Below are 13956 nucleotides of genomic sequence, written 5' to 3' on the forward strand. Positions count from 1 at the left end.
TACCATAAACAGAACCCATCGTCAGTTGACGAGGGGAGACTCAGATAGGAGGGCGCACATTGGCCGAAACGGTCCTCTCAGTAAAGGGATTGCAAAAAGCGATTGGCAAAAAGCCGATCATTCATGATATTACGTTTGACGTTTTCGCCGGAGAGGTATTTGGATTTCTCGGGCCGAATGGCGCAGGCAAAACCACCACGATCCGCATGCTCGTTGGATTGGCAAAGGCGGATGGGGGAGACATTCGTATCGGAGGCATTTCCCTTCAGGAAAAGTTTCCGCAAGCGATTGCGCAGGTTGGTTGTATCGTCGAAAACCCGGAGCTGTACAAGTTTTTGACGGGCAGGGAAAATCTGGAGCAGTTTGCGAGAATGAGCGGCGGTATTACGCCTGAGCGTATTGAGGAAATCGTCCGCTTTGTTGATTTGGAGCGGGCGATTGATGATAAGGTAAAAACGTATTCGCTCGGAATGAGACAGCGTCTGGGGATTGCGCAGGCACTTTTGCACCGTCCAAAAATATTGATCCTGGATGAACCGACGAACGGGTTGGACCCGGCGGGGATTCGCGAGTTGCGTCAGTTTATTCGCAAGCTTGCCGAGGAGGAAGGGCTCGCTGTCTTCATTTCGAGTCATCTTCTCAGTGAAATTGAGATGATGTGTGACCGGGTGGCGATTATCAGCCAAGGGAAGGTCATTTCCGTTGGTTTAGTCAAAGAACTGATGGAGCAGTTTGCTGATCAGGTCGATTGGACAATCCCGTCTTCCCATATACAAAAGGCCGAGGAAATTCTGCGAACTTTACCAGCAGTTACAGATGTGTGGGTGGTCAGTGAAGAGCGCCTGAAATCACGCATGGATATAGAAAAAGTGAGCGAGGCTAATCAAGCGTTGGTCAATGGCGGCATACCGGTGATGGGAATTGCAACGAAGACGGTTACACTGGAAGACCTGTTCCTTACATTGACGGGAGGAGGGGGAAGTCATGGAGCAGAGCATAGTGGGGCTCGTACAAAATGAAACCATAAAATTGCTACGTCGGCGCCGGTTTCTCGTCGTTGTGCTGATCTTGGCGATTCTGATTCCGATTTTTACATACGCGCAGTACCGCTCGGTTGTCACTGCACAAGAACGAATGGGGACGACCGACTGGCGCCCGCTATTAACCCAACAAATCGTCGATATGCAAAACAGGCTGGCATCAAGCCGTCTTCCTGAAGAGTGGCGGGATTTTATCAAAGTCAGGATCGCACAGCAGCAATATTATTTGGATCACGACATAAACCCGATGGCGCCCGGTGGACCGACATTTGCCCGTGGCTTTATGGATCAGGCCATTTCGATGTTTTTGCCGATGATAATCGTCGTACTCGCGGTTGACCTCGTATCTTCCGAGTTTAGCGAGGGGACCGTCAAGCTGCTATTGACGCGTCCCGTGCGGCGCTGGAAGGTGCTGACCAGCAAATACATCACGCTGTTGCTGTTTACCTCTCTTACGGTTCTTACGACACTGATTCTTGCCTATTTGCTCTCTGGGGTTGTGTTTGGTTATTCGGGTTGGGACCTTCCTATTTTGACTGGATTTGAAGTATCGGGAGGAGAACTGGAGACTTCTGGGGCTTTCATGCTGCCGCAATGGCAATTTTTGCTGATGCAGTACGGACTCGGCTGGTTCGTCTGCGTCGTGGTTGCAACGGTAACACTGATGGTCTCTGTTTTGGTTCGGAGTGCGGCTGCGGGGATGGGAATAATGATGGCAGCGTTAATTAGCGGAACGATCCTGACGCAGATGGCATCCTCCTGGGAATCGTCTAAATACTTGTTCGTGGTCAATTTGCAGCTTACGGATTATCTCAATGGAACACTGCCTCCGATTAAAGGGATGACGTTGCCGTTCTCGTTGACCGTGTTGAGTGTATGGGCGATAGCAGCGCTGATCATTGCGTACGCGACCTTTATCCGTAGGGATGTCACATCCTAATTTGCCAAATTCCGTTACTTTATTGCAAGTCTGCTCGTCTTTACCATGACGAATGAAAAAGACAGCGAGAGGAGAAAGGCGAAACGGAATGGATGTATTATGGAAAGCAGGCTCGGTTACACTATCTGGCATGTTTGAGCTGTGGGCAGCGATCCCTGTAGGTTTTATGTTGCAGCTACCACCGGTTCTGATCGGTATCTTTAGTGCGGTGGGTGCGATCATCAGCGCAGGTGCTGTTATTTTTGTGGGAGGTTCCTTGCGCAATTGGCTTTTAAAGCGTGTAGAGAAACGGAGCAAGCGGCAGGGGCGTATGTGGCAGATATGGGATAAATACGGAGTGGTCGGCCTTGGTCTCGCTTCGCCGCTGTTAACGGGAGCGCCGCTGGGAGCTGCTATTGGTATCTCACTGGGAGCCCCTACGAAAAAGCTTATGTTGTGGATGTCTGTGGGCATTATTATCTGGAGTGCGCTATTGACGGCAGGAGTGGCTTTTGGCCTTTTGCAATTCATGGTACCAGAAACAAAATAGCTATATGCATGAAAACCGCCCATTTCTGGCGGTTTTTGTTCATGCTCTTCATAATGTGAGTTTGTAGACAATCTCTCCATCATATACGTCTCCCGTTTCTTCAAAACCGGTTTGACTGTATAAATGTCTTGCACCTGCATTATCCGGGCATACGGTCAGGTTGACAAAACGGCTTTGCGGAAAACGGTTCCGTACCATATCCACGATCGCTGCGAGAGCCGCTCTGCCATATCCTTTACCTTGGTACTGGTGATCGATCAAAAAACCGTTGAACCAGTAACACCAATCTGTTGAGGAGTCATAGGTAATCATGACAAACCCAACCATTTCATCAGCGTCATACAAACAGAATGGTTCGTATGCGCAGTTGTCACCATCAGGGCGGATATGAACCTTTGCCAATGAAACGGCGACAGATGGGACAAAGCGCTGCTGCTCATCTTGCACCTGCAAGCTTAATGCATCTTGCCAGTTATCTCTGGTTGTTGGAACCAATCGAATACGAATGTCTTTGATAAGTCTTCACCTCAACCAAGTTGATAGCTTAAGCGTAACCGATCCCGTCTGAAAAATCTTCCTTTTCCGCGTGGGTGTTTTTTCGTAAAATAAACAAGGATTCAAATAGAAAAGTTCCCGAAAGTGAGGTAACTGACATGGACGAGAAAAAAGAAGCGTTGGTCCCTGAACTGGAGGATCTAGTTCATAAATTTACAGAGCTGTTGACAGGAGAAGCGACTCCTGAGCGCGTAGAAATGGTGAAAATATGGTGCTTGTACACGACAATGGCAAAAGCGATGCCGCCGCTGATTCAGCATTGGGGAAGTGAGCCTGAGCATATGGAAGCACGGAATCAAATTCGGGAAATCATTGAGCAAATCAAGCAGTGGAATCAGGAGAAAAATCAAAAGCATTAAAGTAAAAAAAAGACACGATCCTGAAAAGCAGGTCGTGTCTTTTCCAATTGTAGGGAGTTTTTTACGGATTCCACGTGATATGTTTGGTAGCTTCCATTAATTCATTGAGGGTGATTCCGGTTGCTGTCACTACCACATACAACGATTGGTTGTCGGATTGAGCGTTAAAATGAACCGCGTGCTGGGCTGTTGATCCTTTTGAATCCGTTTGATCAAAAGAAACGGCGATAGCTTGCTCTCCGTTGACCGCGAACAACTGAGTAGCGGAGAACGTACCTGGGATCGAGAGACTGCGCTTGCCTTCTGTATTTCGCACAACATCAAGACGAATCCAGTCGTTGTTCCGCTTGTAATCTGCAGTTAAGCGAGTTACCTTTTGACTGGTTTCTGATTCGTATTGAACCGATACCGTACTCATCGCGAACCCATTCGGTGCTTGCGAGAGGGCAGGTACGGGCATATCTGATGCTTGTACAGCGGTGTTGAGATCCGAGAAGGAGGATAGTGTAATGGGTTGCTTCGCTGCCGCTGGCAACGCTGGACCCACTAATGCGTTCTCGGTCATACCGCCATCAGCAGTCTCTGGTTCCGCGTGGGAAGCGATCCCAAAGGTCGTAGGATTCTCAGCAGCAGTACCATTGGCTTCCTTAGCGGCTATATGGTTACCAGTATTTGCTGTCTCCGCTGGAACTTCTGATTTCGCTTTTGCCGCTTGATCAGCCGAGTTCCCCTGTAATCCCCGAGATGCCACGCTGTTCTGCCCGTCTTTATTTCCCGTACGTAGCTCTGGTGAGGCTGTTTTTTCCTCTGGTTTCACCATCGCAATCGCATTGTTCGATTGGGTAGGTGATGCAGGAGGTGCATCTTTTGCAGGTGCAGTCGGAGCGACCTGCGATTGTGAAGCAGCGGACTCTGGACTGCTCTCTGCTTTTTTCATCGTCGGACTATCGGCGGCTGCTGGTAGGGAAGCGATAGCAGGTGCTGGAGCTTGCGGTGCCGATTTTGATTCCGCTTCGTCGAATGCAAGAGTATTCCTGGTGTCTTTCATCCCGCTTTCTTGTATGGCAGCCATTTGAATATTACTCGGTGTCAGCTGTTGGTAGCCGACGAAACCAACTGCAAGCAAGACTGCCGCTGCGCTAACCCAGGCGTATGAAGGGAAGCCTTTGGTCCAACGCTTGTTTGGCTCTGAAATCACTGTGCTTGTTTGTTGCTCTGAAGATGCAGTAGCGGCGTGAGGGGGTACACCTTTTCCGGCGGTCTGGTAGATTGCTTGCATGATTCTGTCTTCCAGGTTCGCTTGAGGCAGTGGAACCTCCTTCAAGAACTGCACCTCCTCTTCTGTTGTCATTTGCGTTTCTATCCAAGCGATGCATTCGTCACAGGTTTCAATATGTGAGTGTGAATCGCTATCTGTTTCATCTAGCCATGCTTTTCTAAATGCCTGGCAGTTCATGTACGAGCCCCCCTTCCTTGCGGGATAACAATTTTGCGAGTTCCTGACGAGCACGCAAGTAACGGACACGAGCTGTAGATTCGGCGATGCCGAGGAGTGTAGCTATTTTTTCAAACGGATATTCGTGCGTACAGCGAAGGACGATCACTTCTCGATAAGAATCGGACAGTAAGGCAAAGGCCTCCTGAATTTCTCGACGTTGCTCTTTTGTCATGAGCGATTCCTGAGGGGATTCGTCCCGTGTATTGGATGGCACATAGGCCAATTGTTCATCCGAGTCATGATACTTTCGGCGACGCAAGAAGTCGATGCTCTTATTTCTGGCAAGCGTATGTAACCAAGAAGAAAATTGGCTGTCCCCGCGGAATGTGGACAATTTTTCATACGCTTTAACAAATACTTCCTGAGTGAGATCCTCTGCATCAGAGCGATTGTTTACCATTTTGTAAATGAAAACGTAGATCATATGCTGATATCGCTGGATGAGGTCGCGATACGCTTCGATGTCGCCTTGAAGAATCCGCTGAATGATTTCGGCGTCGGATTGCATTGAATCTTTGGCCTCCCTTCCCTCTATGAGACGCTGGTTATTCGTAAACGTTTCAGACCAGCGTTTCGCTTTCTATAATATCGTATGGATAGCCTTGTTCGACCAGAAAAAGCTGGCGATGGAGCGAAAACTCCTGCTCTCTCGTATCTCGTGTTACCAATGTATAGAAATGGGCGGTGTTGTCGTCTGTTTTGGGCCTTAAGATACGTCCCAGGCGCTGTGCCTCTTCTTGTCTGGAACCATACGTCCCGGAGATTTGGATCGCGACGTTGGCATCCGGCAAATCAACCGCAAAGTTGGCTACCTTGGATACGATCAGGCGTGTAATTTCCCCTTTTTTAAACTGCGTGTACAAAAGCTCACGTTCTTTGTCCGGTACTTTTCCTGTAATGAGTGGCAGTTGGAGGGCCGTTGCCATCTGCTCAAGCTGATCGATATATTGCCCGATGATCAAAACGCGATCGTGGGCGTGCCTCTCCAATAGCTCGCGGACGACCTCCAGTTTTTTTGGATTTTCCGCTGCAATGCGAAACTTTTGACGGGCGGTTGCATGTGCATAAGCCTCCCGCCACTTCGGCTCAAAGGGGAGTCGAATTTCTCGGCAATGCGCCTCTGCGATCCAGCCTTGCTCTTCCATGACTTTCCACGGAACCTCATACTTTTTGGGGCCAATCAGTGTGAAAACATCTTCCTCTCGCCCGTCTTCCCGAACAAGAGTAGCAGTCAGCCCAAGTCTGCGAGTGGCTTGAATCCCAGAAGTTACACGAAAGATGGGTGCGGGCAACAAATGCACCTCATCGTAAATAATAAGCCCCCAGTCGCGCTCTGAAAAGAGTTTCAGATGAGGAAAATCATCTTCGGCGGTGGGGCGGTATGTAAGAATTTGATAAGTCGCCACAGTTATTGGCTTGACTTCTTTGTTGTCACCAGTGTATTCCCCGACCATATTTGGATCAAGTCCTGTTTTATCCAAGAGCTCTGCGATCCACTGGCGAACCGATGTCGTATTCGTGGTCAAAATAAGCGTAGCTGTTTGCAATTGGCAAATGGCACCAAGCCCAATGACTGTCTTTCCAGCACCACAGGGTAGGACGAGAACGCCGCTTCCCCCGGTCACAGCGCCTCCGGAATAGAAGGCATCGACAGCTTCTTTTTGATAAGGACGCAAAGAAAAAGCTCTGCCACGGGATGTCGTTTCCCGCAAGCTGACTGCACAGGATTCGCCTTCTGTATAGCCCGCCAAATCTTGAACAGGAAATCCGAGCTTGATCAGCTCTTGCTTGATCAGTCCGCGCGCATAGCTCTTGATGACGAACTCATTCTCAAAAAGAGCAGCGATTGATTTATAACTGGTCACCTCTGCTAAAAGAAGCGGGTCTTCACTCATTAATACGAGTTGATCGCCAATGCGTTCCAAACGAAACAAGCCGTATTTTCGCATCGTATCTTCAATTTCTTTGACGATGGTGGGAGGGACACCGTATTTGCTGTAGCTGCCAAGCACGTCTGTTACCTCTTGTGATGTGAGACCGGATGCAGCCGCATTCCAAAGCGATAGAGGGGTAATCCGATACGTATGGATGTATTCTGGGTTCTTGATTAGCTCAGTAAAACCACTGATAGCTTGTCTGGCCTCGGGAAATAAAGGATGCTGTGTTTCCAACAATATCGTCCGATCGCTTTGAACGATCAAGGGCAGGTCTGGACGGTAGGACAATAGACTCACCTCGTAACAAAAGGCATAGGAATCAGCACTATGGTATCACAATCTCAAAAAGAAAGAAAAACGAACAGGTAACATTTTGGCTACGATGGGAAACAATATCCCAAAGCATGGACGGAAAGGATGGCGGGGAGCATGGCAATTTGGGGAAGCGTGTTTAATTTGATCTTGGTCATGATCCTCGTTCTCCTGAACGGGTTCTTTGTTGCGACCGAATTCGCGATCGTAAAAGTAAGAGAATCGCGCATTGCGCAGCTCGCAGCGGAAGGAAACAAGCGCGCTGTTGACGTCGAGAGGGTCCTGCGCAATTTGGATGCCTACCTCTCTGCATGCCAACTTGGGATTACGCTGGCTTCATTAGGGCTCGGTTGGCTGGGAGAGCCTGCCGTCGCGCATCTTCTGCATCCAGTTTTTCGTTACTTCCATTTAAATGAAACGGTTGTTACCAGTATTTCCTTTATTATCGCTTTTTCGGTGATTACGTTTTTGCATATCGTGCTGGGGGAGCTGGCTCCAAAGACATTGGCTATTCAATACTCCGAAAAGGTGGTACTGGCGGTAGCGAAGCCGATCCAACTGTTTTACAAAACCATGTATCCCTTCATTCAAATGTTGAACTGGGCCGCGAGTCGTTTTCTCGCGCTCTTTCATATATCGTTGGAGCCACATCAGGAAGCACATACAGAAGAAGAGATTCGCATTCTTGTCAATGAAAGTCATAAAAGCGGCTTGATTGATCAAACCGAACTGATGCTGGTCGATAATATTTTTGATTTCTCGGAGACGATGGCAAGAGAAATCATGGTTCCCCGTACGGATATGGTTGTCTTGAACCTGCGTGATCCCTTCGACGAAAACGTCAAGCATGTCCAAAACGGACGGTTTACCCGTTATCCAGTAGTGGATGGTGACAAGGACCATGTTGTCGGTAGTTTGCACATCAAGGATATGCTGACAGGGCTGTTAGAAGGAGAGAGCCATGACCTTCAGACCTTCATGCGCCCGATTTTGACGGTACCGGAGACGATCTCGATCAGCCGGTTGTTGACCATGCTGCAAAAACAACGAGGTCAGATGGCGATTATCATTGATGAGTATGGAGGGACTGCCGGGCTCGTGACCCTCGAAGATATAATGGAAGAAATTGTTGGTGACATTCAGGACGAGTTTGACGATGAACGCCCAGAGGTAGAACGCAGTGACGGCATGCTGTCATTGGACGGGCGTATGTTATTGGAAGAAGTGGGCGATTATCTGGACATCGAATTGGAGTCGAGCGATGTAGATACGCTAGCGGGCTGGATCTACATGCAGATCGACCATCCGCCGCGCGTGGGGGATCGGGTAAAAGAAGGAAAGTACGAATTTGTCGTGGGAGAGGTCGACCATTACAGAATCACCAGGGTATATGTGAAGAAAGTCGGCAAAGCAGAGGAAGAAATCAATTCCACGTAAGGGAGGAAAGGGGGCTTCTCAATGCGTAATATAATTGCTATAATGGGACACAAGTTGCATAGATGGCAATGAGCCTAATTGCTTAGGGTGATTAGAGCAGCTGAGAGTAGAGACTAGAGGAGGAAGTACAGATGAGACGAGCAGTCAGTATGGTACTGACCGCATTGCTGGCGTTTTCTTTGGCAGCATGTGGCAACGAAACAGGTGGAAAAACAGAGACAGCAGCAACGACAGGCCAAGGGCAAACAGTGAAGCTGGGGCTGACGCAATTCGTGGAGCACCCTGCGCTGGATGCTATTCATAAGGGAATTTTGGATGGTCTGAAGGATGCTGGCTATGAAGAGGGCAAGAACTTGGAGGTAGACTCCCAGAACGCCCATGGTGATATGAACAATACAGTCTCGATCGCACAGAAGTATGCCGGAGATAAAAAGGATATTGTCGTAGCGATTGCGACGCCATCCGCTCAGGCTGCAGCCAAGGCGATTGCTGACAAACCTGTTATTTTCAGTTCTGTAACAGACCCGATCTCGGCTCAACTGGTTGGCAGTCTGGAGAAGCCAGACAAAAATGTGACCGGGACGTCCGATAAAGTATCGATGGAACAACAATTGAAGCTGGTAAAAACCTTCCTGCCTGAGCTGAAAAAGCTGGGTGTGATCTATACGACCTCCGAAATCAACTCAGAGGTACAGGTCAAGGAATTGGAAGACGCAGCGCAAAAAGAAGGCGTAGAAATCATCAAGGCAGGCATTTCGCAGCTATCTGAAGTGCAGCTGGCAGCTCAAGGGCTTGCTAGTAAAGCAGATGCCATTATTATCCCAATTGACAACACCGTTGTATCTTCGTTTGAAGCGGTACTCGGAGCAGCAGAGGAAAACAAAATCCCTGTATTTGCTTCTGATACCGATACAGTGAAACGTGGAGCGGTTGCTACGTATGGGATTGATTACTACCAAATCGGTAAACAAACTGGCGATATGGCTGCCCGTATCTTAAAAGGGCAAAGTGTTGCTGATACTCCTGTAGAGATTTCGAAACAAGCTGATTTGTATATCAATGAAACAGCTGCTGCAAAGTTTGGGCTCACTATTACTGAGGCACTCAAACAACAGGCGAAAGAAATCATCAAGTAAAAAGAGAGCGTCATGCTCTCTTTTTATTCTTTTAAAACCGTTTTATCCATGTTAAACTGTAGAAAAAAATTCACGAGGGGGAATTCACTAAATGTTCAAACAAAAGAAGAGTATTAAAATTTTTCAGAGTTTTTTATTTCCTTTATTGCTTTTGTCTGTTACCGCTTGTGGACAGCAAAGTGCTACCCCTGCAAACAATTCTACACCAGCTCCTTCGACCATGACGGCACCTGCTCCGTCTGAGACTAAGCAGCTGACAATTGGAATCTCCCAATTCGTTGAACACCCTGCTTTGGATGCGGCTAGAGAGGGCTTTATCAGCCAACTGGCTAAAAACGGTTACGAAAAGGACAAGCAAGTAAAAATCGACGTGCAATCCGCGCAGGCTAGCATGGATACAGCCATTCAGATTGCCCAAAAATTCGAGGCTGACAAAGTAGATTTGGTATTGGCCATTGCGACTCCAACGGCACAGGCTGCCGCACAAACCAGTAAAGAAATTCCGATCCTGTTTACTGCGGTAACAGACCCGGTAGAAGCTGGTCTGGTAGCTGCGATGGACAAGCCGGGAGCGAACGTAACCGGTACATCGGATATGAACCCTGTCGAAGAGCAATTGAAGCTGATCAAAGAAATGAAAGCTGATGCGAAATCTGTTGGAATCATTTATAGTTCTGGTGAAGTCAACTCGAAAGTACAGGTGGATGCGGCAAAAGCTGTAGCCGGCAAGCTTGGTTTAGAAATTAAAGAAGCGGCGATTACGAGTGCGACAGAAGTGAAGCAAGCAGCTGAGTCCATGGTGGGCAAAGTCGATGCTTTCTACGTACCGACTGACAACATGGTCGTATCTTCGATTGCAGCTGTGATCGGTGTGGCTGAAGCACAAAAAATTCCGGTCATCGCTGGTGAAGAAAACTCTGTGAAGAGCGGAGCGATTGCCACTTACGGGATCGACTACACGAAGCTTGGCGAGCAAACAGCTGATATGGCAACGAAAATCCTGAAGGGTGAAGCGAAGCCAGCTGATATGGCTGTTGAAGTGCAAGCAGACATGAAGCTCGTATTGAATAAAAAAGCAGCGGAAAAAATGGGTGTGACGATTCCGCAGGCCATGCTCGACCGTGCTGGGCAAGTGATCGAGTAATAAATGCAGTAATTGGAGGATTTCTTCTATGAATCAACTGGCAATAATGGGAGCCATTGAGCAAGGTTTACTATTTGGTATCTTGGCTCTCGGTGTATATCTGACCTTCCGAGTCCTAAACGTTCCTGACTTGACCGTAGATGGTAGTTTTGCCTTGGGAGGCGCAATCGCAGCCAAATTCATTATCGATGGCACCAATCCGTTTCTGGCAACTCTGCTGGCTTTCATCGTAGGTGGTTTGGCAGGAGCTTTTACGGGCGTCTTGCATACCAAAGGAAAGATTAACGCACTCTTGGCGGGGATCTTGACCATGATCGCCTTGTACTCGATCAATTTGCGTGTCATGGGAAAAGCGAATTTGCCTCTTTTGCGGGAAGATACTTTGTTCACTTATGTGAAGGATATGGGCATTCCGAACCTGGCCGTAGGTGGAGTTACCTTGCTGTCTGGTGTAGCAATCATCTTTATCGTAGGTGTTCTGGTGTTGAAGCTCATCATCGACTGGTTCCTGCATACGGATATGGGTCTGGATTTGCGTGCGACAGGTGACAACTCGAAGATGATCCGCAGCTTTGGGGTAAATACGGATTCGACAACGATTATCGGGTTGGCTCTCTCCAATGGCTTGGTAGCTTTAGCGGGTGCGTGGGTAGCCCAATACCAAGGCTTTGCGGATGTAGGAATGGGGATCGGGATGATCGTCATCGGTCTCGCTTCCGTTATTGTCGGGGAAGTTTTGTTTGGCAGCTCTTCGATTTTCCGAGTGACGCTTGCTGTCATTCTCGGCTCGATCGTATACCGCTTGGTCATTGCACTCGCTCTGGATGCAGGACTCAATCCTTCTGACATGAAGCTGATTACTGCGCTGATTGTTATCATTGCCCTGACCGTCCCAACTGTGGCAAAAGGCATCTGGAAAAAGCAAGCGGTACGTTCGGCAAGGGGAGGAAGCAGCGATGCTTAAAATTACAAACGTCAATAAAGTATTCAACGCAGGAACAGTGAATGAAAAGATCGCGCTTCGAAACGTAAATCTGCATGTTAAGAAAGGGGAGTTCATCACCGTTATTGGTAGCAATGGTGCCGGTAAATCGACGATGATGAACATGATCTCCGGCGGACTTACGCCAGATAACGGGAGCATTACGATTGATGGCAAAGATGTCACGCGCTTGGCGGAGCACCAACGTGCAGGTCTGATCGGCCGAGTGTTTCAGGACCCAATGGCAGGTACAGCGCCGAACATGACGATTGAGGAAAATCTGGCAATCGCATTGGGGCGGGGAAGACGTCGTACACTTGGATTTGGGGTGAATAACCAGAAGCGAGAGCTGTTCCGTGAGCAGCTCAAGCAGCTGGATCAAGGGCTGGAGAACCGTTTGAAGACCAAAGTTGGTTTTCTCTCAGGGGGACAGCGTCAAGCGCTGAGCCTGTTGATGGCTACCTTCACGGAGCCCAAGATTTTGCTTCTCGATGAGCATACAGCAGCGCTTGACCCAAAACGGGCGCAGCTCATTGTAGAATTAACGGAAAAAATCGTGGAGCGCTATAAACTGACGACAATCATGGTCACGCATAATATGGAACAAGCGTTGAACATGGGGAATCGTCTGTTGATGCTCCACGACGGGGGAATCATCCTCGACATTCCGGATGAGAAAAAACGGACGATGAAACCGCAGGATCTGCTTCGAGCATTCGAAACAGCTCGCGGTGGAGAAAGCTTCAGTGAAGATCGCTTCTTGTTAACCTAATCGGATCGAATCAGCCTTCCTGTTCAAGCGGGGAGGCTTTTTCGTTGGTAGAAAGATACACGTACATGAACCCGGCACCGATTAGTAGGATGCCTGCGACAATGGTGAAAAGCATCATGCCGCCATAATTTAGCAAGACAAGGCTGCCCAAGTAAGGTCCGCACATGCGGGAAATATCCCAGTGGGTTCCTGTAATCGCGAAGTACCGCCCGCGCATTGTGACAGGCGATATCCGGGTGACGAAGGCCATCAATTGAGTCAGTCCAATACTTTCTCCGATGACGAGCAACACTTGCAAGGCGAGAAGGACAGGTACGTTGTCGATGAAGGCGTAGCCCAAGGATACGATGAGAAAACAGATGTACGAGCCGCTAATCAACAGGCGAGCCGACAAGTGCTGGGTCCATTTGACAAGCAAATACTCGAACAGAAGCAGCAGGCCCCCTTTTACTGCAATGAGCAAGGCGAGTGTTTGCAAATAGTCCGGCAGCGTATACTTCAGATGAAGCTGAAGATTCGTCTCGGTTTGCGAGTAAAACAAACTGATCGGCAAAGATAGCAGCATAATGGCAAAGGCTGGTCGATAAGCATGCCAGAAACCGCGTGAACGTACGCCTTCTGCTTCTTCGACAGGAGCTTCTGGCAGCGGAGTTTGCGGGATTTTCCACCAGACGGCAAGAGCGTAGATCAAAAGCGAGATCGCAGTAAACAAAAATGCCATAGCAGGATCGTACTTATAAATAATGACTCCGACTAAAGGTCCCAATGCGGCACCAATACTGCTAGAAGTACTGAGAAGGGCAAAGGCACCGGCCATTTGTGCAGAGGAAATCGTATCAGCGAGATGTGCGCGGCTGACAGGGATAAACAGGGAGCGGCCAGCTCCGTTGATGATGTACAGGATCGCAAAGCCCAGCATGGAGTCTGCCCAAGCCATTCCCAACATGGCGAAGCCTTGCAAGAAAAGGGCGAGTAGCATGATTGTTTTTCGGCGATAGCGGTCCGTGATTCCACCAGCAAATAGTGTCAGCAAAATCTCGGAGAAGGGCTGCAAACCAATGACGAGCATGGTCATGGTGACAGAGCCGCCAATATTCTCGCTCAGGTACAATACGAGAAACGGGGCGATCATGGCGCTGGATAGCGAGGTGAGCGTTTCGCCGAACAAACGGACCCAGAGCAGTGTCGGATACGCAGCAAAGAAACGACGGAGTGCATGAGGAATGTGTGACATAAGAAAATCCTTTCTTTCGGCTTTTTCCGGTTAGTTGGTGTTTTTAAAATTGTAAGGTGGCAAAGACCGGAGAAAAAGCGT

The 13956-nt window shown here is 48.8% G+C and carries 14 protein-coding genes; 9 read left to right on the forward strand and 5 right to left on the reverse strand.

Annotated features, from left to right (window positions below; all coding sequences use genetic code 11):
* The first annotated feature begins 59 nt into the window (after window positions 1-59).
* The 3 genes from C7R94_RS15650 (at window position 60) to C7R94_RS15660 (ending at window position 2509) form a co-directional block, all read left to right on the forward strand.
* Entirely contained in the window at window positions 60-1019 is a 960-nt protein-coding gene (locus C7R94_RS15650) for an ABC transporter ATP-binding protein (RefSeq protein ID WP_106782618.1), read from the forward strand.
* Window positions 985-1980 carry an ABC transporter permease gene (locus tag C7R94_RS15655; protein WP_106782622.1) on the forward strand — a complete coding sequence of 332 codons (996 nt, stop codon included), beginning with the start codon at window positions 985-987 and terminating at the stop codon, window positions 1978-1980. Before C7R94_RS15650 ends, C7R94_RS15655 begins: the two co-directional genes overlap by 35 nt.
* A gap of 88 nt (window positions 1981-2068) precedes the next feature.
* A complete protein-coding gene (locus C7R94_RS15660; RefSeq protein WP_047068535.1) occupies window positions 2069-2509 on the forward strand; it encodes a small multi-drug export protein in 441 nt (146 codons plus the stop codon).
* Window positions 2510-2557: 48 nt separating this feature from the next.
* On the opposite strand, the gene C7R94_RS15665 is transcribed toward C7R94_RS15660, so the two are convergent.
* On the reverse strand, window positions 2558-3016 hold the full coding sequence (locus C7R94_RS15665) for a GNAT family N-acetyltransferase (RefSeq protein ID WP_106782625.1): 459 nt from the start codon (window positions 3014-3016) through the stop codon (window positions 2558-2560).
* 146 nt (window positions 3017-3162) lie between these two features.
* Here C7R94_RS15665 and C7R94_RS15670 point away from each other — a divergent pair, with 146 nt between their 5' ends.
* On the forward strand, window positions 3163-3423 hold the full coding sequence (locus tag C7R94_RS15670; protein WP_047068533.1) for a DUF2573 family protein: 261 nt from the start codon (window positions 3163-3165) through the stop codon (window positions 3421-3423).
* 61 nt (window positions 3424-3484) lie between these two features.
* Here the strand turns inward: C7R94_RS15670 and C7R94_RS15675 are convergent, their stop codons facing one another.
* Genes C7R94_RS15675 through C7R94_RS15685 form a run of 3 tightly spaced genes read right to left on the reverse strand, consistent with a single transcriptional unit; the run spans window position 3485 to window position 7146 of the window.
* Complete coding sequence (locus tag C7R94_RS15675; protein ID WP_106782628.1) at window positions 3485-4879, reverse strand: hypothetical protein; 1395 nt, start codon at window positions 4877-4879, stop codon at window positions 3485-3487.
* On the reverse strand, window positions 4860-5429 hold the full coding sequence (locus tag C7R94_RS15680; protein WP_007716978.1) for an RNA polymerase sigma factor: 570 nt from the start codon (window positions 5427-5429) through the stop codon (window positions 4860-4862). Before C7R94_RS15680 ends, C7R94_RS15675 begins: the two co-directional genes overlap by 20 nt.
* A 52-nt stretch (window positions 5430-5481) precedes the next feature.
* Window positions 5482-7146, reverse strand: coding sequence for a DNA repair helicase XPB (locus C7R94_RS15685; protein ID WP_206768020.1), 1665 nt, complete (start codon window positions 7144-7146; stop codon window positions 5482-5484).
* A gap of 141 nt (window positions 7147-7287) precedes the next feature.
* Between C7R94_RS15685 and C7R94_RS15690 the strand changes: the two genes are divergently transcribed.
* The 5 genes from C7R94_RS15690 to C7R94_RS15710 all read left to right on the forward strand — a co-directional run bounded on the left by C7R94_RS15690 (window position 7288) and on the right by C7R94_RS15710 (window position 12641).
* Window positions 7288-8607: a hemolysin family protein gene (locus C7R94_RS15690; RefSeq protein ID WP_106782635.1), complete on the forward strand. Its 1320-nt coding sequence runs from the start codon at window positions 7288-7290 to the stop codon at window positions 8605-8607.
* Window positions 8608-8738: 131 nt separating this feature from the next.
* Window positions 8739-9743, forward strand: coding sequence for an ABC transporter substrate-binding protein (locus C7R94_RS15695; protein WP_106782639.1), 1005 nt, complete (start codon window positions 8739-8741; stop codon window positions 9741-9743).
* Window positions 9744-9834: 91 nt separating this feature from the next.
* Entirely contained in the window at window positions 9835-10887 is a 1053-nt protein-coding gene (locus C7R94_RS15700) for an ABC transporter substrate-binding protein (protein WP_106782643.1), read from the forward strand.
* A 28-nt stretch (window positions 10888-10915) separates the two neighbouring features.
* Complete coding sequence (locus C7R94_RS15705; protein WP_047068527.1) at window positions 10916-11851, forward strand: ABC transporter permease; 936 nt, start codon at window positions 10916-10918, stop codon at window positions 11849-11851.
* Entirely contained in the window at window positions 11844-12641 is a 798-nt protein-coding gene (locus tag C7R94_RS15710; RefSeq protein ID WP_047068526.1) for an ABC transporter ATP-binding protein, read from the forward strand. Before C7R94_RS15705 ends, C7R94_RS15710 begins: the two co-directional genes overlap by 8 nt.
* A 10-nt stretch (window positions 12642-12651) precedes the next feature.
* On the opposite strand, the gene C7R94_RS15715 is transcribed toward C7R94_RS15710, so the two are convergent.
* Window positions 12652-13875 (reverse strand): MDR family MFS transporter, encoded by a 1224-nt coding sequence (locus C7R94_RS15715; protein ID WP_106782645.1) that lies wholly within the window; start codon window positions 13873-13875, stop codon window positions 12652-12654.
* Window positions 13876-13956: the final 81 nt, after the last annotated feature.

The organism is Brevibacillus sp. NRRL NRS-603 (genome assembly GCF_003013445.1).
Classification (GTDB): domain Bacteria; phylum Bacillota; class Bacilli; order Brevibacillales; family Brevibacillaceae; genus Brevibacillus; species Brevibacillus formosus.